Source organism: Klenkia terrae, assembly GCF_900491935.1.
Lineage (GTDB): Bacteria > Actinomycetota > Actinomycetes > Mycobacteriales > Geodermatophilaceae > Klenkia > Klenkia terrae.
This window is the reverse complement of record NZ_UEXK01000004.1, coordinates 1,856,321-1,882,469: the sequence shown is the minus strand read 5'-3', so window position 1 is coordinate 1,882,469 and position 26,149 is coordinate 1,856,321. Positions and strand designations below refer to the sequence as shown.

Below are 26,149 nucleotides of genomic sequence, written 5' to 3'. Positions count from 1 at the left end.
GCCGGCCCACCCCTTCCCCCCTCCCGGGTCGAGAGACCCTTCCTGAACCAGGAGTCCTCCGTGTCCACCCCCGTCACCACCACGGGCCCCGGTTCGGTCAGCCGGATCTGGTCCGACCGCAGCGTGAAGGTCAAGGTCCTCACCGCGGTGGGCGCCGCCTCCGCGGTCGCCGTCACCATCGGGGTCGTCGGGATCGTCGCCCTGGGCGACGCCGCCGACACCACCCAGCGCCTCTACAGCCAGAACCTCGAGGGCGTCGCCGCCATCGGCGCGATGACCAACGACGTGCAGGACCTCCGGATCCAGAACCGCAACGCCATCCTGGCCACGGACACCGCGGCGACCCGGACCGCGCTGCAGGCGGTCACCACGGCCGCCGACGAGTTCCGGACCCACCTCGAGGACTACACCGCCACGACCATGGACGCCGACAAGCAGGCGCTGGTCGACGACGCGACGGAGCAGCTGCAGACGGCCACCGGGCTGGTGGACGACGTGCTGGCCCCGCTGGCCCTCGCCAGCGACTACGAGGGCTGGGCCCGGGCGAACGACCAGCAGGTGAAGTCGGTGCTGGACACCGTCACCGACGACCTGGCACAGCTGCAGGCCCTGGAGCAGGAGCAGGCCGCCGCGGCAGCCGCGAGCGCGGCCTCGTCGGCGTCCTCGGCCCGCACCCTCAGCCTGGTGGTGCTCGGGATCGGGGTGCTGCTCGCCCTGTCGGTCGGGTGGTTCGTGGCCACCGGGATCGCCCGGTCGGTGCGCCGGGTGCGCGCGGTGACCGACGCCCTCGCCGGCGGCGACCTCACCGTGAGCGCCGGGTTGACCTCGCGCGACGAGCTCGGCCTGATGGGCGCCTCGCTGGACAGCGCCATGGTGGAGCTGCGCGCCCTGATGGCCTCCGTCGCGGCGTCGGCCGATGCGGTGGCTGCCTCCAGCGAGGAGCTGTCGGCCTCGTCGGCCCAGATCTCCGCGTCGTCGGAGGAGACCAGCGTGCAGTCCGGCGCGGTGTCCGGTGCCGCCGACGAGGTGTCCCGGTCGGTGGCCACGGTGGCCGCCGGTGCCGAGCAGATGAGCGCCTCGATCCGGGAGATCGCGCAGAACGCCAACGAGGCCGCCCGCGTGGCCGCCGAGGCGGTCACCGAGGCGGAGGCCACCAACGTGACCATCACCAAGCTCGGGGTGTCCTCCAAGGAGATCGGTGACGTGATCAAGGTGATCACGAGCATCGCTGAGCAGACCAACCTGCTGGCGCTCAACGCCACGATCGAGGCCGCCCGCGCCGGTGAGGCCGGCAAGGGCTTCGCCGTGGTGGCCAACGAGGTCAAGGAGCTGGCGCAGGAGACCGCCCGGGCGACCGAGGACATCGCCCGCCGGGTCGAGGCCATCCAGGCCGACACCGGCGGGGCGGTCGCGGCGATCGGCCGGATCGGCACGGTCATCGGCCAGATCAACGACTACCAGCTCACCATCGCCTCCGCGGTGGAGGAGCAGACGGCGACGACCAACGAGATGTCGCGCAGCGTGGCCGAGGCCGCCGGCGGCACCACCGAGATCGCCGCGAACATCAGCGGGGTCTCCACCGCCGCGGAGTCCACGACCCAGGCGCTGTCCCAGACCCGGGTGGCCGTCGACGAGCTGTCCCGGATGGCCGCGGACCTGCGGACCACCGTCGGCCGCTTCACCCACTGATCCACCGGTCCGGACCGCGGCCACCTGCCCGGTCCGGACCGCCCCGCGGGACAGCGTCGCCCGCACCACCCACCGATCGACCCCGCGCAGCAGCAGTGCGACGCAGACCCCCAGGAGACCTCATGCATGCCGACCGGCAGCCCGCCCGGCGACGGACCGCCGACCGACCGCTCGGCGTGAAGATCGGTGCCGCCGTCCTCACGCTCGCCCTGGTCGCGGTGGGCCTGGCGGTGCTGGCCGCGAGCAGCATCGGGTCGCTGCGCGACTCCGGCCAGCAGCTGTACCGCGGCACCATCGTCCCGCTGACGCAGCTGGCCGAGATCCAGCGCAGCTTCCAGGGCGACCGGGCACGGGTCATCCAGTACGGCATCGCGGACGCCGACGTGCGGGCCGAGCTGGTCACCGACCTGGCCGACCGCCGCACCGACATCGACGACCAGATCAGCGCCTACGCCCCGTCCGCCGCGGACCCGGCAGCCTTCGGTGAGTTCCAGGACCAGCTGTCCGCCTACTACGCGCTGGCCGAGGACACCCTGTTCCCGCTGGCCGACGACGGCGACGCCGCGGGCTTCGCCGAGGTGTTCCAGGACCAGGTGCGGCCGCAGACCACCGCGGTGGTCGAGCCCCTGCAGGCGGAGGCCGACGCGCAGGCCACCGTGGCGCAGGCCCGGGCCCAGGCCGGCGAGGACGAGGCCTCGTCCGCCGTGTGGACGATCTGGATCGCGCTCGCGGCGGGGCTCACCGTGGCCACCGGGCTGACCGTGCTGATCGTGCGCCGGATGCTGGCGTCGCTGCGCTCGCTGCGGGCCTCCATCGACGCCCTCGCCGCCGGCGACCTGACCGTCGACCCGGTGGTGACCTCGCAGGACGAGCTCGGCCAGACCGCCGCGGCGCTGCGGACCGCCCTCGCCGAGCTCCGGTCGGTCATGTCCACGGTGGTCGCCTCGGCGGACGCGGTGGCCGCCTCCAGCGACGCGCTGTCGTCGTCGGCGGCGCAGATCTCGGCCGGTGCCGAGGAGACCAGCGTGCAGTCCGGCGCGGTGTCGTCGGCGGCCGACGAGGTGTCCCGGTCGGTGGCCACGGTGGCCGCCGGTGCCGAGGAGATGTCGGCGTCGATCCGGGAGATCGCGCAGAACGCGAACGAGGCGGCCCGGGTGGCCGCGGACGCGGTCGCCGAGGCCGAGGCGACGAACGCGACGATCACGAAGCTGGGTGTGTCGAGCAAGGAGATCGGTGACGTGATCAAGGTGATCACGAGCATCGCGGAGCAGACGAACCTGTTGGCGCTGAACGCGACCATCGAGGCCGCTCGTGCCGGGGAGGCCGGCAAGGGCTTCGCGGTGGTGGCCAACGAGGTCAAGGAGCTGGCGCAGGAGACGGCGCGGGCGACCGAGGACATCGCGCGTCGGGTGGAGGCGATCCAGGCCGACACCGGTGGTGCGGTGGCCGCGATCGGCCGGATCGGCACGGTCATCGGCCAGATCAACGACTACCAGCTCACGATCGCCAGTGCGGTCGAGGAGCAGACGGCGACGACCAACGAGATGTCGCGCAGCGTGGCCGAGGCCGCCGGCGGCACGACGGAGATCGCCGCCAACATCACCGGGGTCTCCGGGGCAGCCACCTCCACCACGCAGGCCCTGGGCCAGACCCGGGTCGCCGTCGACGAGCTGTCCCGGATGGCCGCGGACCTGCGGACCACCGTCGGCCGCTTCACCCACCGGAGCACCTCGTGACCCGCTCGCTCCGACGCCGCGCGGCCGACCTCGGGCTGCGCGCCCGGCTCGGCCTCGCCTTCGGCGGCGTGGCCCTCGTCGTCCTCGCCTGCGCCGCCGGCGGGGTGACCGCGGTGAGCCAGCAGCGCGACCTCGCCCAGCAGGTGGGCGCCGCCGACGGCGTCCTGCGGGACGCCGAGACCATGCGCTTCCAGATCGCCGACGCCACCGGGTGGCAGGGCTTCGTCCTCGCCGACGTCGCCGCCTTCGGTCCCGAGGCCGCGCTGCAGGACGACTCGTACAACCGGGCGGGCTTCCTCGCCAGCAAGGCCTCGGTCTACGCCTGGCTGGCCGACGTCCAGACCTCCGGGATGAACCGGGCCGAGCGGGCCGCGTTCGACGAGCTGGAGCCGGCCTGGGACAGCTACTTCTCCTGGGACGACCAGGTCGTCGAGTGGATCCGGCCGGGCACGCAGGCCGGGCTGGCCACCGCGCAGACCTCGATCAACGGCGGCGAGGCCGGTGAGGCCTACACGATCGTGCTGGGCATCGCCGACACGATCGCCACCTCGGCGCAGGCCCGGCTGGACGCGCTGGGCGCCGAGCAGTCCGCCGCCCAGACCCGCGCGACCTGGCTGCTGTGGTCGGCCGGCGTGCTGGGGGTGCTGCTCGCGGCCCTGCTGGCCTGGCGGGTCACCCGTTCGCTGGCCCGACCCCTGGACCGGATCCGGCACGTCGCCGAGGGCCTGGGCTCCGGGGACCTGACCCGGCGCACCGGGCTGACCGGGGCGGGTGAGATGGGCCGGACCGGGGCCGCGCTCGACGTGGCCGCCGAGCAGCTGCGCGGGGTGATGGCCTCGGTGGTGGGCGCCGCCGACGCGGTCGCCGCCTCCAGCCAGCAGCTGGCCGCCTCGGCGGCGCAGATCTCGGCGTCGTCGGAGGAGACCAGCGTGCAGTCCGGCGCGGTGTCCGGTGCCGCCGACGAGGTCTCGCGCAGCGTCGCGACCGTCGCCGCCGGCGCGGAGCAGATGAGTGCGTCGATCCGGGAGATCGCGCAGAACGCCAACGAGGCCGCCCGCGTGGCCGCCGAGGCCGTGAGCGAGGCCGAGGCGACGAACGCGACGATCACCAAGCTGGGTGTGTCGTCGAAGGAGATCGGCGACGTGGTCAAGGTGATCACGTCGATCGCGGAGCAGACGAACCTGCTGGCGCTGAACGCGACCATCGAGGCCGCCCGGGCCGGCGAGGCCGGCAAGGGCTTCGCCGTCGTCGCGAACGAGGTGAAGGAGCTGGCGCAGGAGACGGCCCGGGCGACCGAGGACATCGCGCGGCGGGTGGAGGCGATCCAGGCCGACACCGGTGGCGCGGTGGCCGCGATCGGGCGGATCGGGACCGTGATCGGCCAGATCAACGACTACCAGCTCACGATCGCCAGTGCGGTGGAGGAGCAGACGGCGACGACGAACGAGATGTCGCGCAGCGTGGCCGAGGCCGCGGGCGGGACGACGGAGATCGCGGCGAACATCGGCGGGGTCTCCACCGCCGCGGAGTCCACGACGCAGGCGCTGTCCCAGACCCGGGTGGCCGTCGACGAGCTGTCCCGGATGGCCGCGGACCTGCGGACCACCGTCGGCCGCTTCACCCACTGACCAGGACGAGGTCCCCGTCATGCCCTACTCCCTGGTCAGCGCAGCGACCCTCGGCTTCGACCTGGTCCGCCTGCCCGGCGGTCCCGACGCCGCGGCGGTCCTGCTCGCCGGCATGGGCGCGTCCCCCGACCACCTGCGCGGCTGGGCCGCGCAGCACCCGGTCGCGACGGGCACCGCCGCCCAGCGCACCCGGTGGGCCGACCGGTCGGCCCGCATCCGCGAGCTGGCCGCCGCCGGCGTGCCGGGGTTGCGCTCCGCGCAGGCCCACCCGCAGGCCCGCTCGGAGGCGCTGGTCGCGCTGCTGGAGCAGGGCACGATCGGGGACGCCGCATCGATCGAGCGCGTGCTCCGGGAGGACGTGCTGGGTCCGGAGTCCGCGGCCGCCGTCCTGGTGGGCGTCGACGTGCGCGAGCTGGCCGCCGACGTGCTGGCCGACGCGGCGGTCGCCGCCTGGGGCTCGGCCGCGGTCGCCGACCGCGACCGTCGTACCGCGGCGCAGGCCGTCGCCCGGGTGGGCCCGGTGCCCGACCCCGACCTCGGCCCCCGCGCGGAGGCCGTCACCCACCTGCTGGCCCGGGTCACCGCCTTCGACGAGCTCTCCCTCGGCCGCTGGCGGGTGGCCACCGACGAGGTCCGGGACGGTCGCCGACCCTGGGCGGCCGCCATGCACGGCGCCGCCTGGGCGGCGCACGTCTCCGGCCGGACCCGGGCGCTCGGCGCGGCCCAGCTGATGGCCGTCGGCGCCTTCCGGACGGCCGGGTTCACCCCCGCCGACGGTGCCCGCGGGCTGTGGAACGCGGTGAGCGGCTGCGTGCAGGCCGTGGCCATGAGCGACCTCCTCGACGGCCCGTCGCTGGACCAGCTGCTGCTGCCGTGGCTGCTCGCCGAGGGGGACCACCCGCCCGGGTTGCACCGCGCGCCCTCCTGAGCCGACCGGCTCAAGTAGTCCGGTCCCGTGCCGAAACTCCAACCAGTGGCTGCCCGCGGGCCGGCCCCAGCAGAGAGCAGGATGCCGTGCCCCCGATCCGCGTGATGGTGGTCGACGACTCGATCGTGGTCCGCAAGATCGTCACCGACGTGCTGGCCGCAGACCCGGCCATCGAGGTCGTCGGGACCGCGGTCAACGGACGCGTCGCGCTGGCCAAGCTCGACCAGCTGCGCCCCGACCTGATCACGATGGACATCGAGATGCCGGAGATGGACGGCATCCAGACCGTCGCCGCCATCCGCAAGCTCGGCCGCCGGACCCCGATCATCATGTTCTCCACGCTCACCGAGCGCGGGGCCACGGCCACCCTGGACGCGCTGGCGGCCGGGGCCGACGACTACGTGACCAAGCCGGCCAACGTCGGCAGCATCACCCAGTCCAAGGAGAGCGTCCGGGACCAGCTGATCCCCCGGATCAAGGTCCTCACCGGCCGCCAGCGCGTCCAGGGTGGCCGTGGCCCCGCGCTCGGTGAGCGTGGAGAACATGATGATCGGGGTCCGGNTGGTCATCGGGTCCTCCACCGGGGGACCGGACGCGCTGACCAAGGTCATCCCGCGGCTGCCCCGCGACTTCCCGCTGCCGGTGCTGGTCGTGCAGCACATGCCCCCGGTGTTCACCAAGCAGTTCGCCGGCCGGCTGGACCGGCTCAGCGCGCTCAGCGTCGTCGAGGCCGTCGCCGGCACGCCGATCGCACCGGGCACCGTGCACATCGCCCCCGGCGACTTCCACCTCACCGTGTCCCCCGGGGCCGGCGTCCGGCGCACCGTGCTGGACCAGGCCGCCCCGGAGAACTTCTGCCGCCCGGCCGTCGACGTGCTCTTCCGGTCCGCCGCGGCCGCCTACGACGGCGCCGTGCTGGCCGTCGTCCTGACCGGCATGGGTTCCGACGGCAAGCTCGGCGCCGGCCGGATCCGCGAGGTCGGCGGCACCGTCGTCGCCCAGGACCAGGCCACCTCCGTCGTCTGGGGCATGCCCGGCGCGGTCACCCAGGCCGGCCACGCCGACGAGGTCGTCCCGCTGGACCGGGTCTGCGACGCGATCCTCCGCCTGTCCTCGTCCCGACCCTCGACCCTGGTGGGAGCCCGATCATGACCACCGCACTCGCCACGCCCGGCTTCGACTGGGTCTGCCAGCTCGTCCGCCGGGAGTCGGCCATCGTGCTCGCCCCCGGCAAGGAGTACCTGGTCGAGGCCCGGCTCATGCCGCTGGCCCGCCAGCTCGGCCTGTCCGGGGTGTCCGAGCTGGTCGAGCGCTGCCGCGCGCGGCCCGACCCGGCCACCAACCGCCGGATCGTCGAGGCGCTCACCACCAACGAGACCTCGTGGTTCCGCGACGGCGACCCGTTCACCGCGCTGACCAGCACCGTCATGCCCGCGCTGCAGGCCGCGCGCCGGCCCACCGACCCGATCGCCATCTGGTCGGCGGCCTGCTCGAGCGGGCAGGAGGCCTACACGATCGGCATGCTGCTGGCCGACTCGATGCCCGGCGCCGCCAGCCGCGTCCGGATCACCGCCACCGACCTGTCCCGCGACATGGTCGCCCGCACCCGGGCCGGCCGCTTCAGCCAGCTCGAGGTCAACCGGGGGCTGCCCGCCCCCATGCTGGTCCGGCACTTCAGCCGGGTCGGCACCGAGTGGGAGATCGCGCCCGCACTCCGCCAGATGGTGACCGCCAGCGAGCTCAACCTCGCCGGCCCCCTGCCCCGGCTCGGTCCCTTCGACGTGGTCTACCTGCGGAACGTGCTCATCTACTTCGACCCGCCGACCAAGCGCGAGGTGCTGCGCAAGGTCCGGCAGGTCATGCGCCCGGACGGCTGGCTCTTCCTGGGCGCGGCCGAGACGACGCTGGGCGTCGACGACTCCTGGGAGCGGGTCCCCTGCGGCCGCGGCTCCGCCTACCGACCGACGAAGGGGAAATGAGATGCGAGCGCTGGTGATCGACGACTCCCGCGCCATGCGCCGGATCGTCGCCTCCATCCTGGAGGGCTTCGGCTACGAGACCCGGCCGGCCGGCCACGGTCGCGAGGCCCTCGACGTCCTCGAGGAGGGCTGGGTCCCCGACCTGGCCTGCATCGACTGGAACATGCCGGTGATGGACGGGCTGCAGTTCGTCTCCGCCGTCCGGGCGGTCCCGGCCTGGCGCTCGGTGACGCTGATGATGGTCACCACCGAGAGCGAGCACGGCCAGATCGTCAAGGCGCTGGCCGCCGGCGCCCACGAGTACGTCATCAAGCCGTTCACCGCCGACGCCATCGGCGACAAGCTGGCGCTGCTGGGCCTGCTGCCCACCGAGGTGCCGGCGTGAGCGCCCCGATCACCCACCTGCTGGACGGCGAGACGGTCACCGCGGTCGCCGGCGAGGTGTGGAGCGCGCTGGTCGGCGAGGAGGAGTACCTGGTCCCCGGGTACGGCCTCGACGGCCCGCCCGTGGCCGGTCCCAGTGCCTGGGTCACCGTCACCGGCCCCTGGAACGGACTGGTCGTGCTCACCTGCGACCAGGCCGGCACCGCCGACCTCACCCGGTCGGTCCTGCAGATGCGGGCCGACGAGGAGGCCACCGAGGAGGACGTCGACGACGTGCTCCGCGAGCTGGCCAACATCCTCGGCGGCAACGTGAAGTCCCTGCTCCCGGGCCCCTCGGTCCTGGGGCTGCCCGAGACCGGTGCCGCCCCGCTGCGCGCATCGGACGAGGACACCTGCCGCGTCGCCGCCAGCTGGCGCGGTCACCACCTGGCCATCACCATCCAGGGCGCCACGGAGGCGCCCGTGTTCACCACGGAGGTCCCGCTGTGAAGATCCTCGTCACCGACGACAGCCGCGTGATGCGGCAGATCGTCATCCGCACGCTCCGCCAGGCCGGGTACGACGACGTCGACATCGTCGAGGCCGAGGACGGCGTCGAGTGCCTGGCCAAGGTCGGCAGCGACGCCCCCGACCTCGTCCTGTCCGACTGGAACATGCCGAACATGTCCGGCCTGGAGTGCCTGAAGGCCCTGCGGGCGCAGGGCTCCACGGTCCCCTTCGGCTTCGTCACCTCGGAGGGCTCCCCGGAGATGCGCGAGCAGGCCGCCCAGGCCGGCGCGCTGTTCCTCATCGCCAAGCCGTTCACCGCGGACACCTTCCGCGACGAGCTGGACTCGGTGCTGGCGTGAGCGCCCCGGTCAAGACCGGGCTGCCGACCAACAAGGCCGTCCTGGACCTGCTCCAGGGTCTGCTGGGCCGGGGCATCACCGTCGCCCCGGGTGCGCCGGTCACCCCGACGCCGTCCCGCCCGACGGCGTTCGCGACCTACGTCGACCCGGGCTACGGCCTCAACGCCGTCGTCCTCATCGACCTGCCGCTCGCGGCCTGGTGCGCCGGGGCCCTCGCGCTGCTGCCCAAGGGCGGCTGCGAGGACTCCGTCTCCGACGGCGAGCTCTCCGAGATGCAGGTCGAGGTGCTGCACGAGGTGGTCAACGTGGCCGCCTCGCTGTTCAACGCCGGGGGTGTCCTGCACTCCAAGCTGGACCGGCTCTACGCCCCGGGCGAGGCGGTGCCGGCCGACATCGCCGCGCTCACCGGCTCGACCAACCGCCTGGACCTCGACGTGTCCGTGACCGGCTACGGCAGCGGGTCGCTGTCGATCATCCTGGCGTGAGGTGACCGCCCTGGTCCGGGGCTGCCAGCAGTTCCCGGACCAGGGCGCCCACCGCGGCCACCTCGACGAGGAAGCCGTCGTGGCCGTACGGGCTGGGCACCACCCGCAGCGGGACGCCGAGGGCGTCGGCCACCCGCTGCTGCTCCTCGACCCGGTACAGCCGGTCGGTGTCGATCCCGGCCACCAGGCAGTGCGCGGTGACCCGGGCCAGCGCCGCCTCCACCCCGCCGCGTCCGCGGCCGACGTCCCAGGTGTTCATCGCCTGGGTGAGCAGCACGTAGCTGCCGGCGTCGAACCGGCGGGCCAGCTTGGTGGCGTGGTGCTCCAGGTAGCTGGCCACCGCGAAGCGGCCGTCGTCCTGGACGTCGTGGCCGAACCGGGTCTCCAGCTCGAACGCGCTGCGGTAGGTCAGGTGGGCGATCCGCCGGGCGGTGCCCAGGCCGGCGACCGGTCCTTCGCCGGCGGCGTAGTCCCCACCGGCCCACCGCGGGTCCGACGTCACGGCCACCTGCTGGGTGGTCTGGGTGCCGATCTGGTCGGCCGTGGCCACCGCGCCCGAGGCCAGGAAGAACAGCCGGGCCACCTGGTCCGGACGGGACACCGCCCACTCCAGGGCACGCATCCCGCCCATCGACCCGCCGATGACCGCGGCCCACCGGTCCACGCCCAGCGCGGCGGCCAGCCGGGCCTCGACCTCGACCTGGTCGGCGATGGTGATCTCCGGGAACCGGGAGCCCCAGGGCCGGCCGTCCGGCGCGGCCGACGACGGCCCCGTCGTCCCCTGGCAGCCGCCCAGCACGTTGGCGCAGACCACGAACGTGCCGGCCAGCGGGGCGCCGTCCCCGATCAGGCCGTCCCACCAGCCGGGGGTGGGCTGGCCCGGTCCGGTCGGCCCGACCACGTGGCTGTCCCCGGTCAGGGCGTGCTCGACCAGGACGGCGGGGTCACCCGGCGTCCCCCAGGTCTCGTACGCCACCCGGACGGCGGGCAGCGAGCCGCCGCGCTCCAGCTGCAGCGGGCCGACGTCGGCGAACCGCCGGTCCCCGACCGGGTCGCCCTCGACCCAGCCGCCCGAGCGCGCGGGCAGCCGGGTCGAGGGCGCGCCCGTCACCTCAGGCGCTCTTCGCGGCCCGGAAGCCGGCGTCGAGGTCGGCGAGGATGTCCTCGATGCCCTCCAGGCCGACGGCGAGGCGGACCAGGCCCGGGGTGACACCGGTGGTCAGCTGCTCCTCGGGGGTCAGCTGGGAGTGCGTGGTCGAGGCCGGGTGGATCACCAGGCTGCGCACGTCGCCGATGTTGGCCACGTGGCTGTGCAGCTCGAGGGCCTCCACGAACGCCTTGCCGGCCTCGACGCCGCCCTCGATCTCGAACGCGAGCACCGCGCCGGGGCCCTTGGGGGCGTACTTCTGCGCGGCCGCGTGCCACGGGGAGGAGGCCAGGCCGGCGTAGTGCACCGACTGCACCTCGTCCCGGGCCTCCAGCCACTCGGCCACCCGCTGGGCGTTGGACACGTGCCGGTCCAGCCGCAGTGACAGCGTCTCGATGCCCTGCACCACCAGGAAGGCGTTGAACGGGCTGATCGCCGGGCCGAGGTCGCGCAGCAGCTGCACCCGGGCCTTGAGCGCGAAGGCCGGCGCACCGAGGTCGGCGTAGACCACGCCGTGGTAGGTCGGGTCGGCGGTGGTGAACATGGGGTGCTTGCCCGCGGTCCAGTCGAAGTTGCCGCTGTCGACGATCACGCCGGCCACGGCGGTGCCGTGCCCGCCCAGGTACTTCGTCGCCGAGTGCACGACGATGTCGGCGCCGAACTCGATGGGCCGGATCAGGTACGGGGTGGCGATCGTGTTGTCCACGATCAGCGGGACGCCGTTGCGGTGCGCGACCTCGCTGACCGCGGAGATGTCCAGGACGTCGCCCTTGGGGTTGCCGATGGTCTCGGCGTAGAAGGCGCGGGTGTTGTCCTGCACCAGGGACTGCCAGGCCTGCGGGTCGTCGGGGTCCTCGACGAAGGACACCGTGATGCCGAGCTTGGGCATCGAGTGGTGCAGCAGGTTGTAGGTGCCGCCGTACAGCGACGCCGAGGCCACGATGTGGTCCCCGGCCTCGGCCAGGTTGAGGATCGCCAGGGTCTCGGCGGCCTGCCCGGAGGAGACGGCGAGCGCGGCGACGCCGCCCTCGAGCGACGCGACGCGCTGCTCGAGCGCGTCCTGCGTCGGGTTCATGATCCGGGTGTAGATGTTGCCCATCTCGGCGAGGGCGAACAGGTCCGCGGCGTGCTGGCTGTCGCGGAACTGGTAGCTGGTCGTCGCGTAGATCGGCAGCGCCCGGGCGCCGGTGGTGGGGTCGGGGCTGGCTCCGGCGTGGATCTGCCGGGTCTCGAAGCTCCAGTTGTCGCTCATGCGCCGTCCTCCTGGGTGTCGGGAGGGCCCGCGGCGCGCGGGCACTCCGTCGGTTGCCGGGCGGCGGGTGCCGTCCGACCGGCTCTTCCCCTGGGAGCACCGCAGACGGAGTAGCGGTTGCCGGGCAGCAAGCCAGGTGCTTGTCGCTGCCTCTCGTGAGCCACAGAGGATGGTAGAGGGGTCCAGGCCCCCGCGTCACCCGAGGGTGGTGTCGTGCCCCAGCTCCTGCGCGAGGCGCTCGATCTCGGCCTTGTCGGCGGCCGGGACGACGACCAGCGGGTAGGCGTCGGAGTCCTCGGCCAGGTGCACCAGGCAGAGCCCGGCCGGTGCGAGCACCGCGTCCGCGGCCCGGACGGCGGTGGGCACGTCGCCGTCGGTGTCGGTGACCGGGCCGAGGTCCAGGCGGGCCCGCACCACCCGGGGCACCCGGGTCAGCGCGTCGGCCAGCTCCTCGCCCTGGTCGCCGGCGTCGAGGTAGGCCAGCGCGCCGACGTCGTCCAGGCCGTCGAGCAGGGCGGTCCAGGGGTCGGCGGGCGGGTCGTCCAGGGTGGCCTGCACGGTCGGCCAGAGCTCGGGGTCGTCGTCGAGCAGGGCGCACAGGCGCTCCCAGCGGGCGCGGGTCGCGGCGTCGGGATCGGGCACCCGTCGACGGTAGAGGTTCCTACGCCGGGACGGCGACAGCCCCGGCCAGCGCGGCGTACCGGCCGCCGGCGGCGACCAGCTCGTCGTGCGTGCCCTGCTCCACCACCCGCCCGTGGTCCAGCACCGCGATGGTGTCGGCGTCGCGGACGGTGGACAGCCGGTGGGCGATGGTGATCGTCGTCCGGCCGCGGGCGACCTCGTCGAGGGCGGCCTGCACGGCGCGCTCGGTCTCGTTGTCCAGCGCGCTGGTGGCCTCGTCGAGCACCAGCACCCGCGGGTCGCGCAGCAGCGTGCGGGCGATGGCCAGCCGCTGCTTCTCCCCGCCGGAGAACCGGTGGCCGCGGGCGCCGACCATCGTGTCGTAGCCGTCGGGCAGCGCGGCGATGACCTGGTGCACCTGGGCCCGCCGGGCCGCCTGCTCGATCTCCTCGTCCGTGGCGTCGGGCTTCGCGTACCGGAGGTTCTCCCGGATCGTGGTGTGCAGCAGGTAGGTCTCCTGGCTGACCACGCCGACCACCCGGGCCAGCTCGGCCAGCGACAGGTCGCGGACGTCGACGCCGTCGATGGTCACCCGGCCGGTCGTCACGTCGTTGAGCCGGGACACCAGCGAGGCCAGCGTGGACTTGCCCGAGCCGGTCTCGCCGACCAGGGCCAGCGTGCTGCCGGCCGGGACGACCAGGTCCACGTCGGTGAGGGCGGGGCGGCCGCCGTCGTAGGAGAACCCGACGTGCTCGAGCCGGACCTCGCCGCGGACGTGCGGCAGGGCGACCGGCCGGGCCGGGTCGTCGATGTCCACCGGCAGGTCCAGGTACTCGAACACCCGGCTGAACAGCGCCATCGAGGTGACCAGCTGGCCACCGACGTCCAGGAGGCCCATCAGCGGGCGGAAGAGCGTGCCCTGCAGCGCTGTGAAGGCGACCAGGGTGCCGATCGTCATGCCGCCCGACGTCGCGGGCAGGCCGGCGAACAGGTAGATCAGCGCCGGGATCCCGGCGAACACGATGCTCATGGTGGCCATCCGCCAGCGGCCGGCCAGCTGGGAGCGGACCTCGAGGGCGGCCAGCTCCTCGGACGTGCGGGCGAACCGCTGCGACTGCGCGGGGCCGGTGCCCAGGGTCTTGCCGAGCTGGACGCCGGAGATCGACAGCCCCTCCTCGACCTGGGTCTGCATGTCGGCCATCCGGCGCTGGCGCTCGCCGGTGACCTCGCGGCGCATGAGCGCGACCTTGCGGGTCAGCCAGATCGCCGGGGGCAGCACGACGAGGGACAGCAGGGACAGCCGCCAGCTCAGCGCGGCCATGGCGACCACGGTGCCGACGACGGTGGTGGCGTTGGAGGCCAGGCTCGTCGCGGTCGAGGTGACCACGGACTGCATGGAGCCGATGTCGTTGGTCAGCCGGGACTGCACCTCACCGCCGCGGGTGCGGGTGAAGAAGCCCAGCGACTGGCGCTGAAGGTGGGTGAAGACCGACGTGCGCAGGCCGTGCATGACCTTCTGGCCGACGGTGGTCGACAGCCAGGTCTGGACGACGCCGAGCAGCGCGGTCGACGCGGCGACGGCGACCATGCCGGCCACGGCCCAGGCGAGCAGCCGGACGTCGGAGTGCGGGAGCGCGTCGTCGATGACGGTGCGGACCAGGAACGGGGTGGCCAGGGCGATCAGCGAGCTGAGCACGATCAGCGCCATGACGGTGCCCACCTGCAGCCGGTGGGGGCGGAAGAGCGCCAGCACGCGTCGGAAGGACACGGGGGAGCGCTCGAGCTGTGACTTGTCGGCCGCGGCGGGCCGGGTCTCGGGGCGTGGCATCCACGTCCCCCTCTCTGTCGGGGATATTGGTGAGGTTACCTCACGGTGAGGTAATGCTCGTTGTTCCGCTAGCATTCCCGCGTGCCGAACCCCGTCCCCGACGACGACCTGGGCGAGCTCATCGTCCGCGCGGCCCGCTCGTTGCGCGGTCGCTGGCGCGAGGTGCTCGAGCCGTGGGACCTCTCGCCGCACCAGGTCCGCGCACTGATGGTGGTCGGGCGCACCGACGGTCTGCGGCTGTCCGGCCTGGCCGAGGCGCTGCGGATCGCGCCGCGCTCGGCGACCGAGGTGGCCGACGCCCTCGCCGGGCGGGACCTGGTCGAGCGGGTGCCCGACCCCACCGACCGGCGTGCGGTGCTCGTCCGGCTGACCGACGGCGGTCGTCGGGTGCTCGACGAGGTCCGGACCGCCCGCGCCGCGGACTCCCGGGCCGCGCTGTCCGGCCTCCCCGCGGCCGACCGCGCCGAGCTGGCCCGGCTGCTCCGTCGCTTCGTCGACGGCTGACGTCCAGCTGCTGCACAGGTCGGCGGTGCACCGTGGGGGCATGAACCTGGGTGCACCCGAGATCGGCCTCATCGTGCTGGCCGTCTTCCTGCTCTTCGGCTACAAGAAGCTGCCCGACGCCTCCCGCTCGCTGGGGCGCTCGCTGCGGATCTTCAAGGGCGAGATGGGCGGCATGAAGGACGACGACGCCCGCGCCGCTGCTGCCCCTGCCGTCCCGGACCTGGAGCGCGAGGCCGCCGAGGCCGAGGCCGCTGCGCTGGAGGCCCGCGCCCGCGCGGCCCGGGCCCGCGCCGACGCGCAGCACCCCCAGCTCCCCGCCTGACATCCTCGGGGCCGTGCGCGCCCTGGTGTTCGAGGAGTTCGGTGGCCCGCTGACCGTCCGCGAGGTGCCCGACCCGGCGCCGTCCGCGGGCGGGGTGGTGGTCGAGGTCGGCGCCAGTGGGGTGTGCCGCAGCGACTGGCACGGCTGGTCGGGGCACGACCCGGACGTCGTCCTGCCGCACGTGCCCGGGCACGAGCTGGCCGGGACGGTGGCCGCGGTGGGGGCCGACGTCCGCGGCTGGTCGGTCGGCGACCGGGTGACGGTGCCGTTCGTCTGCGCCTGCGGCAGCTGCCCGCCCTGCCGGGAGGGCGCCGGTCAGGTGTGCCTGCGGCAGACCCAGCCCGGGTTCACCCACTGGGGCTCCTTCGCGCAGCTGGTCGCTCTCGACGCCGCCGACGTCAACCTGGTCGCCCTGCCCGAGGACCTCGCGATGCCCACCGCGGCCGCCCTCGGCTGCCGGTTCGCCACCGCCTTCCGCGCGGTCACCGGGGTCGGCCGGGTGGCGCCGGGGGAGTGGGTCGCCGTCCTGGGCTGCGGCGGGGTGGGGCTCTCCGCCGTCCAGGTCGCGGTCGCCGTCGGGGCGCGGGTGGTCGCCGTCGACCCCTCGCCCGGTGCGCGGGAGCTGGCCGCGGCGATGGGCGCCGAGCACGTCCTGCCCTCGGCGGACGGCGTCGGCGAGCTGACCGGCGGCGGCGCGCACGTCGCGCTGGACTGCCTGGGTTCCCCCGCCACCTGCGAGGCGTCGATCCGCTCGCTGCGCCCGCGCGGACGGCACGTGCAGGTCGGGTTGCTGCCGCCCTCGGAGGGCCGGGCCGTCGTCCCGATGGAGCTGGTCGTCGCCCGCGAGCTGGCCGTGCTCGGCAGCCACGGCATGGCCGCCGCCGACTACCCCGCGATGCTGTCGATGATCGCCGCGGGTCGGCTGCGCCCGCAGGACCTGGTCACCCGCGAGATCGACCTGGCCGATGCCGGTGCCGCCCTGGTCGAGGTCGGCCGGACGCCGGGCGTCACGGTCGTCACCTCCTTCTGAGCCGGCCGCCGCTGCGTGGCGAGCTGTCGATCGACGCTGGCTGATCACCCCGATCGATCACCAGCCATCGATGGGCGGATGTGGCGGTTGACCTCGGTTTTCTTGTTGTCCGATGACCACATCGGCGGGGGGGCTGCTGAAACCCAGCCGAAGGGGGGGGGGGGGGGGGGGGGGGGGGGGGGGGACACGTCCCTCTCTATCAACGAAGCGGGCGGGCGCGCGTCCCGGGTGTGGATCTTTGTGGTGAGAGCGGGACTATAAAAAAAAAATATGAAGATGAGACAGCTGTGACGAGAGTNGGAGCGCTGGGCGCCGAACGACCGGCAGCTACCTCGCCGATGATCGCGGCGCAGCGACTGCCCGAACCACCACCTGAGGACGTCGCGACAGCCATCGCCGCGGCCCTGTCCGCCGCCGGTGCTGGACTGGGCCCCGGGACCTCGTCGGCCGAGCTGCTGGGCCGGGCCCGTGGACTGGCCCGCCTGGTGGGCATCGCCCAGACCGAGCTCGCCCGCGTCGTGGCCCACGCCGAGACCCTCGACGCCGCCGCTGCCGACGGGCTGACCGGGATGAAGCCCTGGCTGCGCGGGCACGTCGCCGCCAGCGGCCCCGAAGCCGCCGCCGTGCTGGCAGCCGGACGCCTGATCGACCGGATGACGGTGCTCGGTGCCGCCTCGGCCACCGGCGCGGTCACCGCCGGTCAGCTCGCCGTCGTCGGGAAGATCCTGACCGCCGACGTGTGGGCCACCGCTGACGCGGCCGGGGTCGACCTGACCGCGGTGGACCGGGTCGTCACCGACACCGCGGTGCAGGCGCCGCGGACGCTGGCTCAGGTGTGCCAGCGGATCGCCGACATCATCGACCCCGACGGTCCCGAGCCGGTCGACCCGACCGAGGGTCGGTCGCTGCGGATCACCCGCCGCCCCGACGGCTCCCGCATCCTGCGCGGATCGTTGGATGCCGCCGGCGGGGAGAAGGTCGAAGTAGCCCTGGAGGCCATCGCCGCCGCCGGGCGCTGCGAGGGGGACCTGCGCACCCCCGACCAGCGTTCAGCCGACGCGCTGGTCCAGCTCGCCGACCTGCAGCTGGCCGCCGGGAACCTGCCCGTGCTGCGCAAGAGCCGCCCCCAGCTGACGACGTTGATCCAGCTCGAGGACCTCGCCGACCCCACCACCCAGCACGCCGCCACCCGCCTGGGCTCCGGTGCCACCGCCAGCAACACCGTCGCCCGCCACGCCGCCTGCGATGCCGACATCGCCCGCATCCTGCTCGGCCCCGACGGCCTCCCCCTCGACGTCGGCCGGTCCGTGCGCCTGGTCCCCGCCCACATCCGCCGCGCCGCTGAGGTCCGCGACGGCGGCTGCGTGTTCACCGGCTGTCATGCCCCCTCCTGGTGGTGCGACGCCCACCACCTCGTCCACTGGATCGACGGCGGGGCCACCAGCCTGGACAACACCGCCCTGCTCTGCGAACGCCACCACACCCAGGTCCACCACGGCTACACGCTCCTGTGGGACCCGGGCCAGCGGTGTTGGCGCACCTCCCGACCCGACGGCCGGGAGATCATCACCGGCGCCCTCACCGACCCCCGTGGTGACCTGCTCCCCGACCTGCACACCCCCGACCCCCCTCTGTTCCCGCTGCGGCCCTGACGCGTCCGCTCACCCGCCGAGCAGGTGCCGCAGGTGGTGACCCGCCGACGAGTCATCAGCGGCTGCGCCCCGGTGAACTCGGCCTCGGCGGCGTCCTGATCGGCCCGGTCTTGACTCCTGGGCCGGTGATGCTCTGATCACCGCATGGGCTGGTGGCGGCGGGGGCCGGGGCGGGCACCCGACGAGGTCGGGCAGCTGTCGGTGCTCCGGCTGCTGGATGCACACCCCGGCAACGGGGTGCCGGCGATCGGCAGCCCATGGGAACGGGAGGTCGAGGAGTCGCTCGCCGACCGGGACTGGCGAGCCGCTGTCCAGGCAGAGGGCCTGAGCCGGGACCGGTCGTGGGTGCTCCTGGGGTGGGTGGAGGACGCGGCGACGCGGGTCGCCCGCGATTGCCACCGGTCGACCCTCACCACCGCGGCCTACGCGCTGGCCATGCTCGAGGTCGGCCGGGTGGACCGGCGGGACGTGCTGGTGGTCGCCGCGCTGCTGCACCGCGCGGCGGACCTCGCCGGCCTGCGGTGGGACCGGGGTGTCGAGGACGCGGTCGCGCGCGCCGGCGGCCTGGGCGCCACCTGGCTGCCGACCGTGCCCGCGGCGACGCCGGCCACCCACGGTGAGTCCGGCGCCGGGCGCTCTTTCGCGTTCGTCCGCCGGCCGGCGACGTTCGACCCGGTCGCGCTGGAGCGGCGGCTGGACCCCGAGGTGGCGCAGCGACGGGTGCTGCTGGGCCAGGTGGCCGGCCTGCTCCGTGCCGTCCAGCGCGGGCCCTTCTGACCGAGCGTCAGCTGGTGGGGGCGGCCGACGTGGGTGGGTCGTCGGTGGTGCGCGGTGTCGTCGTCTGCGGGGCGGTCGTCGTGGGCGCCGGCGCGGTGGTGGTGGGTGCCGGGGTGCTGGTCGGTGACTCGTCGTCCTCGGTGGTGGTGCTCGGCGCGGTCGTGGTGGAGCTGGTGCTCGGCGGCGCGGACGTCGTCCCCCCGCTCGTCGTGGGCGTCGGCTCGGTCGTCGTGGTGGTGGGCGCCGGGGCGTCGGTGGTCGGGGCCGGCTGCTCGGTGCTGGCCGGCGCCGGGTCGCTCAGCGAGGTGGACATGGCCGAGGGGTCCCAGGCGAAGAACAGCGCCACGAAGAGCACCGCGAGCACCACGGTGGAGGTGCGGGCCCGGCCGATCCGGGCGGGCACCCGGCGGGGCCAGACCCGGGCGCGACGGGTGGCCGGCTCGGCGGTGACGGTGGCAGCGGAGGTCACGGTGGGGACCGGGGTGGTGGGCTGGCGCTCGCTCACGACGGCACCTCCCGCGGGTCGTGGCCGGTGACGGGTTCCTCGGGGCTCTGCGGTTGCACCACGATCCCCTCGCGCCGGAAGGCCAGCGCGATCCGGGAGCGCAGGTCGCGGCCGACGTCGAACTGCTTGCCCGGCAGGGTGCGGGCGACGATCCGCACGTTGACCTCGTCCAGGCCCAGGCTGGTGACGCCCATGACGCTCGGGGTGTCCAGCAGCAGCTTGGCCAGCTGCTCGTCGGCGAAGGCCTGCTCGCCGACCTCGCGGAGCACGTCCTGCACGTGGGTGACGTCGGTGGACGCCGGCACCGGGACGTCGATGACCGCCCGGGCCCAGTCGCGGGAGAGGTTCACGACCTTGACGATCTGCCCGTTCGGGATGATCACGACCTCGCCGTTCACCGACCGCATGCGGGTGATCCGCAGCGTGACGTCCTCGACGGTGCCCTCGGCCGGGTCGCCGCCGCCGACCACCGCGATCGAGACGACGTCGCCGAAGCCGTACTGCCGCTCGGTGATCAGGAAGAACCCGGCCAGGACGTCCTGCACGACGCGCTGCGCACCGAACCCGAGGCCCACGCCCAGCACGGTGGCGGGCGCGACCAGGCTGGTCACCGGCAGGCCCAGCGTCGACAGCACGGTGACGGTGGCGACGGTGTAGATCACGACGACGGCGACCCACTGCAGCACCTGGGTCAGCGAGTGCCGGTGCTTGGCGGCCTCCGAGCGCACCAGGGCGTCGCCGCCGCCGGCGCTGGCGTCGATCCGGGCGGTCACCTTGCCGCCCACCCAGGTCACCAGCCGGGCCAGCAGGACCGAGCCGATGACGATCAGCACCACCGCGAGACCCCGGCCACGGACCCAGTCGGTCAGGTTGGCCAGGGGTGCGATCGCGAGGACGTCCATCGCTCCCCAGTGTGCCGCTGCCCGGGGCGGGGCAGCATGTGCGGGTGTCCGACATCGTCGCCCGTGCCCGCGCCCTCGCCGACGACCTGCTGTTCCCCGGCGCCACCGCGGTGGACAGCGACGGCGCGGTGCCCGACGCCGTCCTGGACTCCCTGGCCGCGGCCGGGCTCTACGGCCTCACCGGGCCGGTCTCCCACGGCGGGCTGGGCGCCGACGCACGCACCGTGCACGCGGTCACCGAGGCGCTGGCCGGTGGCGACCTGTCCTCGACGTTCATCTTCCTGCAGCACCTGACCGTGCCGGCGATGGTGGCCGGGTCGCCGCTGGCGGAGGCCTACCTGGCCGACCTCTGCGCCGGTCGGGTCCGGTCGGGCATCGCGCTGCTGGCGGCCACCCGGCCCGAGCCGGTGGCGATCACCGCCCGGCGGGACGGCGACGCGTTCGTGCTGGACGGCGGCGTCCCCTGGGTCACCGGCTGGGACCACGTGGACGTCGTCCTGGTCGCCGCCCGCACGCCGGACGACGTCTGCCACTTCCTGCTCGTGGACGCCGAGACCGGCCCGACCCTGGAGGTGATCCCGCAGCAGCTGGTCGCGGTGCAGGCCAGCTCCACCGTCGAGCTGCGGCTGCACGACCACCGGGTGCCCGCCGACCGGCTGGTCCGCTCGGTCCCGCTGGCCGACTGGCAGGCCGCGGACCCGGGCAACCTGCGGACCAACGGGTCGCTGGCGCTGGGGGTGGCCGCCCGCTGCGCTCGGCTGGCCGAGCTGCCCGGGCTGGACGCCGACCTGGCCGCCGTCCGGTCCCGGCTGGACGCCGCGGGACCGGCGGAGCTGCCGGGGGCCCGGGCCGCGGCGGCGGCGCTGGCGCACCGGGCGACCGGGCTGCTCGCGGTCGCCGTCGGCAGCCGGTCGGTCTCCCGGGGGCACCCGGCCGAGCGGTTGGCGCGGGAGGCCCACTTCCTGCTGGTCTTCGGTTCCCGGCCGGCGATCCGGACCGCGCTGCTGGCCGAGCTGGGTGGTTGAGCGCATCACGATCCGGTCTCGACCGCGCCGACGGGCTGGCCACACCGCCGTCCTCAGGTGAGGCTTGCCTTACCGATCGTCGACAGCTGAGGAAGACCATGTCCCGCCGCACCGCCCTGGCCGCCGTCACCGCGGCCGCCGCCCTCGTCCTGACCGCCTGCGGCGGGTCGTCCTCCGACGACACCGCCGAGGGTGCCGGTGGGTCGGCCGCCGCAGAGGGGGCCTTCCCGGTCACCATCCCCAACGCGTTCGGCGAGACCACCATCGAGTCCGCGCCCGAGCGCGTCGTGGTCACCGGCTACACCGACGTCGACACCGTGCTCGCCCTCGGCGTCACCCCGGTCGCCTTCCAGGAGTTCGCCGCCTTCCCCGACGCCACCGTGCCGGGCCTGGGCCCGTGGGCGCAGGACGAGCCCGCCGCGACCGCCGGGGACATCGAGGTGCTCCCGGTCAGCGGGACGCCGTCGGTGGAGGACGTGCTCGCCCTGCAGCCCGACCTGGTCATCGCGATCGGCGGCGGCATCGAGCAGGAGGAGTACGACCAGCTCTCCGCGCTGGTGCCCGTGCTGGCCCGGCCCGAGGGGTCGACGGCGTTCCTGGTCGACCGCGAGGACGCCACGCTGGCCATCGGCCAGGCCCTGGGCAAGGAGGACGAGGCGCAGGCGCTGCTCGACGACGTCGACACCCAGCTGGCCGACGCCGCGCAGGCCAACCCCGACTTCGCCGGGAAGACCGTGACAGTGGTGGTCCCCGACACCACCGGCGCCGGCGGGTACGGCGTCTACGTGGCCGGCGACACCCGGGTCGAGTTCCTGCGCAGCCTGGGCTTCGAGCTCACCGACGACGTCTCCGCGCTGGAGACGGACAGCTTCTTCACGACGGTCTCGGCCGAGCAGGCCCAGCTGCTGGACGCCGACCTGCTCGTCGTCCCCGCGCTGTTCTCCCTGGAGGACACGCAGGCCCAGCTCGAGGCCGACCCGGTGTTCTCGGCGATCCCCGCCGTGCAGGCCGGCCGGGTGCTCTACCTGAGCCCGTCGACCGAGGGCGGCGCCATCTCCTACAACGACGTGCTGAGCATCCCGTACGCCCTGGACGGGCTGGTCCCGCAGCTGCAGGAGACACTCGCCGGCTGACCTCGTAGCAGGTCCGGCCGGTGCGCCCGGGATGGGGTACCGGCCGGGTCACGAATGGGTTGCTGTGGGCGGGCTCGGTTTGCGTTCCGGTGCGGGTGGGGCGGACGGTGGGTAGTCGGCCCGGCCGTCCCACCTGCGGGGACGCCGGCCGAGACCTGTTCCCGAGCCCGGATGGAGGGGCGCCGAGACCCGTGCGCCGCACCCGATCGTGACCACCACCGCACCACGTACCCACCCGACGGCCGGTGACCCCGGCGACGAGCCGAGCCGCACCGGCGGCGCCCCCGCCGACACCGGCGAGCACCCGGCGATCGCCGAACCGCCCCCGGCCCGCGCGGACGAGAAGGGCCGGCTCGACACGGTCGTCTTCGGCGTCTCCGCGGCCCTGGCCCTGGCCTTCGTGGTGTGGGGCTTCGCGAGCCCCATGGGTCTGGGGTCGGCGAGCTCGTCGGCGCTGGGCTGGATCGAGTCCAACCTCGGCTGGTTCTTCGTGCTGGCCGCGTCGGGCTTCGTCGTCTACGTGATCTGGCTGGCCGCCTCGCGCTACGGGCGCATCCCGCTGGGCCGGGACGACGAGGGTCCGGAGTTCACGACCGTCTCCTGGATCGCCATGATGTTCAGCGCCGGGATGGGCATCGGCCTGATGTTCTTCGGCGTCTCCGAGCCGCTGGCGCACTACACCTCCCCGCCCCCGGGCACCGTCGAGGGCGAGAGCGCCGCCGCGGTCTCCACGGCCATGGCCACCACGCTGTTCCACTGGACGCTGCACCCGTGGGCCATCTACGCCGTCGTCGGCCTGGCCATCGCCTACGGCACCTTCCGGCGCGGCCGCAAGCAGCTGATCAGCGCCGCGTTCGCCCCGCTGCTGGGTGAGCGCCGCACCAGCGGCCCGGCCGGCAAGGTCATCGACGTGCTGGCCATCTTCGCCACGCTGTTCGGCTCGGCCGCCTCGCTGGGCCTGGGCGCGCTGCAGATCGGCTCCGGCGTCGAGATCCTCGGCTGGGCCGGGGACGTCGGCAACGGCGTCCTGGTCGTCATCATCGCCGTGCTGACCATGGCCTTCGTCGCCTCGGCCGTCTCGGGCATCTCGCGGGGCATCCAGTGGCTGTCCAACACCAACATGGTGCTGGCCCTGGTGCTCGCGGTGTTCGTGTTCGTCGTCGGCCCGACCGTGCTGATCCTCAACCTGATCCCCACGGCGCTGGGCAGCTACTTCTCCGACCTCGGCGAGATGGCCGCCCGGACCGAGGCCTCCGGCGGCGACGCCATGGCCACCTGGCTGCAGGGCTACACCGTCTTCTACTGGGCCTGGTGGATCAGCTGGACCCCGTTCGTCGGGCTGTTCATCGCCCGGATCAGCCGCGGCCGCACCATCCGGCAGTTCGTCACCGGCGTCCTGCTGGTGCCCAGTGCGGTCAGCCTGGTCTGGTTCGCCGTCTTCGGCGGGGCCGGCATCGCCGCGCAGCAGTCCGGCACCGACATCGCCGACCAGGGCACCGACGAGGGCAAGCTCTTCGGCGTCCTGGAGCAGTACCCGCTGGCCACCGTGGCCACGGTGCTGGTCATGGTGCTGGTGGCGATCTTCTTCGTCTCCGGCGCGGACGCCGCCTCGATCGTGATGGGCTCGCTCAGCCAGCGGGGCACGCTCGAGCCCTCGAAGTGGGTCGTCGTGTTCTGGGGCGTCGTCATGGGCTCGGTGGCCGCGATCATGCTGCTCATCGGCGGGGACGCCGGGCTGACCGGGCTGCAGAACCTGACGATCATCGTGGCGCTGCCGTTCGTCTTCGTGATGATCGGGCTGGCGTTCTCGCTGGCCAAGGACCTGCGCAGCGACCCGATGATGCTGCGCAGCGTGGTGGCCACCGAGGCCGTCGAGCAGGCCGTCGTCCACGGGCTGCAGACCCACGGCGACGACTTCGTGCTCTCCGTGCAGCACGCCCCGGACGAGGACGGCGACGGCGTCGCCGACGGGCCGACGCCCAGCCGCACCGTCGCCGGTCGCCGGCCGGGGAGCGCCTCGGCGAAGGACGTGGGGTCTCCGCTGCCCAGACCCTGATCCTGGACCCGGGTGGTGAAGTCAGGTTAGCCTGACCTCACCACCCGCTCCCGGAGGTCCGTCCGTGCCGCTCAAGCTCCCCGTCGCCAGCGTCGTCGCCCTGCTGGGCCCGGCCGCGGTCCGCGCGCAGGTCTGCGGCGCGCTGGACGAGAACACCGCCCGGTGCGCCGGGGGCCACGGCGGCCTGCGGGTGACCCGCCTCGGCGCGCAGCCGGGTGACCCGCTGCTGGACCGGCTCGACGCCGTCCGCAGCACGCAGGCCCGCATCGTGCTGGTCGAGCGGCTCACCGCCGGGCTCGACTCGGGCGCGCGGCGGCTCGTGCTGTCGGCGCTCGAGGACCTCGCCGGCGCCGGCGCCACGGTCGTGGTGGACGACGACGACCCGGTGGCCGTGCTGGCCGTGGCCGACGCCGTCCTGCGGGTCACGCCCGCCGGCGAGGTGCTGCTGGAGACCCTGCCCGACGCGCAGGCGCTCGCCCCGCTGCTGCCCTGAGGCTCAGCGGGCGGAGTAGGTGAGGCAGTCGGCCTTGTCGGCGGCCGAGCCGACCTGGACCGACGCCGCGCCGCACTCCAGCTTCTCGTTGTGCACGCACTCGCTGCGGTGGCAGGCGCCGACGACGCCGGTGCGCTCGATCCCGGAGCGGAACGAGATCTCCACGAACGTGCCGCAGTGGGCGTGGTCGCCGCCGATGGTGATGGCGCCGGCGTGGCAGCCGGAGTCGGCGTTGTAGGAACAGCTGCTCACGGAGCAGTCCTGGACCTCGGGCATCTGCTGGGTGCTGGTCATGGCGCCACCCTGGCAGCGCGACAGCGGCCCCGCCACGAAACGAAGCCTTGCCTGAGCTGCCCGCAGCCCGCTGAGCTGGGCGGATGCCTCAGCGCAGGCGACGCACCGGGACGACCATCGGCGTGCCGGACACGGGGTCGGGGATGACCCGGGCCTCCAGGTCGAACACCTCGGCGAGCAGCTCCTCGGTGAGCACCTCGGCCGGGGTGCCCGAGGCGACCAGCACGCCGTCCTTCATCGCGACCAGGCGGCGGGCGTAGCGCGCGGCCAGGTTGAGGTCGTGCAGCACGACGGCGACGGTGCGCCCGCGCTCGGTGTGCAGCCGCTCGACCAGCTCCAGCACGTCGATCTGGTGCGACAGGTCGAGGTAGGTGGTCGGCTCGTCCAGGAGCAGCAGGTCGGTGCCCTGGGCCAGTGCCATGGAGATCCAGGCGCGCTGCCGCTGACCGCCGGACAGCGCGTCGACCGGGCGGTCGGCCAGCTCGGCCATGTCGGTCCAGCGCAGCGCCTCGGCCACGACGTCCTCGTCGTCCCGGGACCACTGGCGCAGCCAGGACTGGTGCGGGTGCCGGCCGCGCGCGACCAGGTCGGCGACGGTCAGGCCCTCGGGGGCGACAGGGGTCTGCGGCAGCATGCCGAGCACCTTCGCCACCTCGCGGGTGGGGGTCTTGGCGATCGGCTTGCCGTCGAGCACCACCTGGCCCGAGCTGGGGCGAAGCAGCCGGCCCAGGGCGCGCAGCAGGGTGGACTTGCCGCAGCCGTTGGGGCCGACGATCGCGGTGAACGACCCGTCGGTGAGCGCGAGGTCGAGGGAGTCGACGACGACGTTCTCGCCGTAGGCCAGCCGGACCTGCTCGGCCGCCAGCCGCACCCGGGGTGCGCCGGTCTCGTCGAGCAGCGGCTTGGTCAGCGTGGCGGTCATCGGTGTGTC

Annotated in this window: 27 protein-coding genes, 1 pseudogene and 1 riboswitch; of the genes and pseudogenes, 20 read left to right on the top strand and 8 right to left on the bottom strand. The window is 74.1% G+C overall.

From position 1 onward, the window contains the following. Window positions 1-60 precede the first annotated feature (60 nt). From LFA75_RS09705 to LFA75_RS09655, 11 genes and pseudogenes are all read left to right on the top strand, one after another. A complete protein-coding gene (locus LFA75_RS09705) occupies window positions 61-1,689 on the top strand; it encodes a methyl-accepting chemotaxis protein (protein WP_225233439.1) in 1,629 nt (542 codons plus the stop codon). Window positions 1,690-1,811: 122 nt separating this feature from the next. After that, window positions 1,812-3,425 carry a methyl-accepting chemotaxis protein gene (locus LFA75_RS09700; RefSeq protein ID WP_225233438.1) on the top strand — a complete coding sequence of 538 codons (1,614 nt, stop codon included), beginning with the start codon at window positions 1,812-1,814 and terminating at the stop codon, window positions 3,423-3,425. Then, window positions 3,422-5,053 carry a methyl-accepting chemotaxis protein gene (locus LFA75_RS09695; RefSeq protein WP_225233437.1) on the top strand — a complete coding sequence of 544 codons (1,632 nt, stop codon included), beginning with the start codon at window positions 3,422-3,424 and terminating at the stop codon, window positions 5,051-5,053. The genes LFA75_RS09700 and LFA75_RS09695 overlap by 4 nt, the downstream gene beginning before the upstream one ends. Before the next feature lie 19 nt (window positions 5,054-5,072). Continuing rightward, on the top strand, window positions 5,073-5,981 hold the full coding sequence (locus tag LFA75_RS09690) for a hypothetical protein (RefSeq protein ID WP_225233436.1): 909 nt from the start codon (window positions 5,073-5,075) through the stop codon (window positions 5,979-5,981). A gap of 104 nt (window positions 5,982-6,085) precedes the next feature. Beyond that, window positions 6,086-6,355 (top strand): annotated as a pseudogene (locus LFA75_RS09685) (response regulator); the annotation flags it as partial. Window positions 6,356-6,524: 169 nt separating this feature from the next. Beyond that, window positions 6,525-7,133, top strand: coding sequence for a CheB methylesterase domain-containing protein (locus LFA75_RS09680; RefSeq protein ID WP_455428477.1), 609 nt, complete (start codon window positions 6,525-6,527; stop codon window positions 7,131-7,133). Continuing rightward, on the top strand, window positions 7,130-7,960 hold the full coding sequence (locus LFA75_RS09675; protein WP_225236036.1) for a CheR family methyltransferase: 831 nt from the start codon (window positions 7,130-7,132) through the stop codon (window positions 7,958-7,960). Before LFA75_RS09680 ends, LFA75_RS09675 begins: the two co-directional genes overlap by 4 nt. Window position 7,961: 1 nt before the next feature. Beyond that, on the top strand, window positions 7,962-8,345 hold the full coding sequence (locus LFA75_RS09670; protein WP_225233434.1) for a response regulator: 384 nt from the start codon (window positions 7,962-7,964) through the stop codon (window positions 8,343-8,345). After that, window positions 8,342-8,833 (top strand): chemotaxis protein CheX, encoded by a 492-nt coding sequence (locus LFA75_RS09665; protein WP_225233433.1) that lies wholly within the window; start codon window positions 8,342-8,344, stop codon window positions 8,831-8,833. Before LFA75_RS09670 ends, LFA75_RS09665 begins: the two co-directional genes overlap by 4 nt. After that, a complete protein-coding gene (locus tag LFA75_RS09660) occupies window positions 8,830-9,192 on the top strand; it encodes a response regulator (RefSeq protein WP_225233432.1) in 363 nt (120 codons plus the stop codon). The genes LFA75_RS09665 and LFA75_RS09660 overlap by 4 nt, the downstream gene beginning before the upstream one ends. Beyond that, window positions 9,189-9,677 carry a hypothetical protein gene (locus tag LFA75_RS09655; RefSeq protein ID WP_225233431.1) on the top strand — a complete coding sequence of 163 codons (489 nt, stop codon included), beginning with the start codon at window positions 9,189-9,191 and terminating at the stop codon, window positions 9,675-9,677. Before LFA75_RS09660 ends, LFA75_RS09655 begins: the two co-directional genes overlap by 4 nt. Here the strand turns inward: LFA75_RS09655 and metX are convergent. The 4 genes from metX to LFA75_RS09635 form a co-directional block, all read right to left on the bottom strand. Continuing rightward, window positions 9,664-10,788: a homoserine O-acetyltransferase MetX gene (metX, locus tag LFA75_RS09650; RefSeq protein WP_225233430.1), complete on the bottom strand. Its 1,125-nt coding sequence runs from the start codon at window positions 10,786-10,788 to the stop codon at window positions 9,664-9,666. The genes LFA75_RS09655 and metX overlap by 14 nt on opposite strands. Window position 10,789: 1 nt before the next feature. Continuing rightward, on the bottom strand, window positions 10,790-12,076 hold the full coding sequence (locus tag LFA75_RS09645) for a bifunctional o-acetylhomoserine/o-acetylserine sulfhydrylase (RefSeq protein WP_225233429.1): 1,287 nt from the start codon (window positions 12,074-12,076) through the stop codon (window positions 10,790-10,792). Between the two features lie 44 nt (window positions 12,077-12,120). Then, window positions 12,121-12,237: riboswitch (SAM riboswitch) on the bottom strand. Window positions 12,238-12,271: 34 nt separating this feature from the next. Beyond that, a complete protein-coding gene (locus LFA75_RS09640) occupies window positions 12,272-12,718 on the bottom strand; it encodes a DUF6630 family protein (protein ID WP_225233428.1) in 447 nt (148 codons plus the stop codon). Window positions 12,719-12,737: 19 nt separating this feature from the next. Further along, window positions 12,738-14,525 carry an ABC transporter ATP-binding protein gene (locus LFA75_RS09635; RefSeq protein WP_225233427.1) on the bottom strand — a complete coding sequence of 596 codons (1,788 nt, stop codon included), beginning with the start codon at window positions 14,523-14,525 and terminating at the stop codon, window positions 12,738-12,740. Between the two features lie 81 nt (window positions 14,526-14,606). Between LFA75_RS09635 and LFA75_RS09630 the strand changes: the two genes are divergently transcribed. The 5 genes from LFA75_RS09630 to LFA75_RS09610 all read left to right on the top strand — a co-directional run bounded on the left by LFA75_RS09630 (window position 14,607) and on the right by LFA75_RS09610 (window position 18,810). Then, window positions 14,607-15,029, top strand: coding sequence for a MarR family winged helix-turn-helix transcriptional regulator (locus tag LFA75_RS09630; RefSeq protein ID WP_225233426.1), 423 nt, complete (start codon window positions 14,607-14,609; stop codon window positions 15,027-15,029). A gap of 40 nt (window positions 15,030-15,069) precedes the next feature. Then, the gene (gene tatA / locus LFA75_RS09625; protein WP_225233425.1) at window positions 15,070-15,351 is read left to right on the top strand and encodes a Sec-independent protein translocase subunit TatA; all 282 of its coding nucleotides are present in this window, start codon (window positions 15,070-15,072) and stop codon (window positions 15,349-15,351) included. Window positions 15,352-15,364: 13 nt separating this feature from the next. Continuing rightward, window positions 15,365-16,381: a zinc-binding dehydrogenase gene (locus LFA75_RS09620; RefSeq protein ID WP_225233424.1), complete on the top strand. Its 1,017-nt coding sequence runs from the start codon at window positions 15,365-15,367 to the stop codon at window positions 16,379-16,381. Window positions 16,382-16,719: 338 nt separating this feature from the next. After that, on the top strand, window positions 16,720-18,033 hold the full coding sequence (locus LFA75_RS09615) for a DUF222 domain-containing protein (protein WP_455428476.1): 1,314 nt from the start codon (window positions 16,720-16,722) through the stop codon (window positions 18,031-18,033). A gap of 144 nt (window positions 18,034-18,177) precedes the next feature. After that, a complete protein-coding gene (locus tag LFA75_RS09610) occupies window positions 18,178-18,810 on the top strand; it encodes a hypothetical protein (RefSeq protein ID WP_225233422.1) in 633 nt (210 codons plus the stop codon). Between the two features lie 7 nt (window positions 18,811-18,817). Here LFA75_RS09610 and LFA75_RS09605 read toward each other — a convergent pair whose 3' ends face one another. After that, window positions 18,818-19,315 (bottom strand): hypothetical protein, encoded by a 498-nt coding sequence (locus LFA75_RS09605; protein ID WP_225233421.1) that lies wholly within the window; start codon window positions 19,313-19,315, stop codon window positions 18,818-18,820. After that, window positions 19,312-20,217, bottom strand: coding sequence for a mechanosensitive ion channel family protein (locus LFA75_RS09600; protein ID WP_225233420.1), 906 nt, complete (start codon window positions 20,215-20,217; stop codon window positions 19,312-19,314). Before LFA75_RS09600 ends, LFA75_RS09605 begins: the two co-directional genes overlap by 4 nt. Before the next feature lie 44 nt (window positions 20,218-20,261). Between LFA75_RS09600 and LFA75_RS09595 the strand changes: the two genes are divergently transcribed. The 4 genes from LFA75_RS09595 to LFA75_RS09580 all read left to right on the top strand — a co-directional run bounded on the left by LFA75_RS09595 (window position 20,262) and on the right by LFA75_RS09580 (window position 24,924). After that, entirely contained in the window at window positions 20,262-21,242 is a 981-nt protein-coding gene (locus tag LFA75_RS09595) for an acyl-CoA dehydrogenase family protein (RefSeq protein ID WP_225233419.1), read from the top strand. A gap of 98 nt (window positions 21,243-21,340) precedes the next feature. Continuing rightward, a complete protein-coding gene (locus LFA75_RS09590; protein ID WP_225233418.1) occupies window positions 21,341-22,375 on the top strand; it encodes an iron-siderophore ABC transporter substrate-binding protein in 1,035 nt (344 codons plus the stop codon). Between the two features lie 208 nt (window positions 22,376-22,583). Then, the gene (locus tag LFA75_RS09585) at window positions 22,584-24,431 is read left to right on the top strand and encodes a BCCT family transporter (protein ID WP_225233417.1); all 1,848 of its coding nucleotides are present in this window, start codon (window positions 22,584-22,586) and stop codon (window positions 24,429-24,431) included. Between the two features lie 64 nt (window positions 24,432-24,495). After that, window positions 24,496-24,924 carry a hypothetical protein gene (locus tag LFA75_RS09580; protein ID WP_225233416.1) on the top strand — a complete coding sequence of 143 codons (429 nt, stop codon included), beginning with the start codon at window positions 24,496-24,498 and terminating at the stop codon, window positions 24,922-24,924. Between the two features lie 3 nt (window positions 24,925-24,927). Here the strand turns inward: LFA75_RS09580 and LFA75_RS09575 are convergent, their stop codons facing one another. Continuing rightward, entirely contained in the window at window positions 24,928-25,218 is a 291-nt protein-coding gene (locus tag LFA75_RS09575) for a DUF1540 domain-containing protein (protein WP_225233415.1), read from the bottom strand. Between the two features lie 88 nt (window positions 25,219-25,306). Beyond that, the gene (locus LFA75_RS09570) at window positions 25,307-26,140 is read right to left on the bottom strand and encodes an ABC transporter ATP-binding protein (RefSeq protein ID WP_225233414.1); all 834 of its coding nucleotides are present in this window, start codon (window positions 26,138-26,140) and stop codon (window positions 25,307-25,309) included. Between the last annotated feature and the right edge of the window lie 9 nt (window positions 26,141-26,149).

Bases quoted from the DNA above. Each gene is read 5' to 3' on its own strand.
- LFA75_RS09700 (WP_225233438.1), top strand. From the start codon at position 1,812: ATGCATGCCGACCGGCAGCCCGCCCGGCGACGGACCGCCGACCGACCG.
- LFA75_RS09690 (WP_225233436.1), top strand. From the start codon at position 5,073: ATGCCCTACTCCCTGGTCAGCGCAGCGACCCTCGGCTTCGACCTGGTC.
- LFA75_RS09675 (WP_225236036.1), top strand. From the start codon at position 7,130: ATGACCACCGCACTCGCCACGCCCGGCTTCGACTGGGTCTGCCAGCTC.
- LFA75_RS09670 (WP_225233434.1), top strand. From the start codon at position 7,962: ATGCGAGCGCTGGTGATCGACGACTCCCGCGCCATGCGCCGGATCGTC.
- LFA75_RS09645 (WP_225233429.1), bottom strand. From the start codon at position 12,076: ATGAGCGACAACTGGAGCTTCGAGACCCGGCAGATCCACGCCGGAGCC.
- LFA75_RS09635 (WP_225233427.1), bottom strand. From the start codon at position 14,525: ATGCCACGCCCCGAGACCCGGCCCGCCGCGGCCGACAAGTCACAGCTC.
- tatA (WP_225233425.1), top strand. From the start codon at position 15,070: ATGAACCTGGGTGCACCCGAGATCGGCCTCATCGTGCTGGCCGTCTTC.
- LFA75_RS09615 (WP_455428476.1), top strand. From the start codon at position 16,720: ATGATCGCGGCGCAGCGACTGCCCGAACCACCACCTGAGGACGTCGCG.
- LFA75_RS09610 (WP_225233422.1), top strand. From the start codon at position 18,178: ATGGGCTGGTGGCGGCGGGGGCCGGGGCGGGCACCCGACGAGGTCGGG.
- LFA75_RS09600 (WP_225233420.1), bottom strand. From the start codon at position 20,217: ATGGACGTCCTCGCGATCGCACCCCTGGCCAACCTGACCGACTGGGTC.
- LFA75_RS09590 (WP_225233418.1), top strand. From the start codon at position 21,341: ATGTCCCGCCGCACCGCCCTGGCCGCCGTCACCGCGGCCGCCGCCCTC.
- LFA75_RS09575 (WP_225233415.1), bottom strand. From the start codon at position 25,218: ATGACCAGCACCCAGCAGATGCCCGAGGTCCAGGACTGCTCCGTGAGC.
- LFA75_RS09570 (WP_225233414.1), bottom strand. From the start codon at position 26,140: ATGACCGCCACGCTGACCAAGCCGCTGCTCGACGAGACCGGCGCACCC.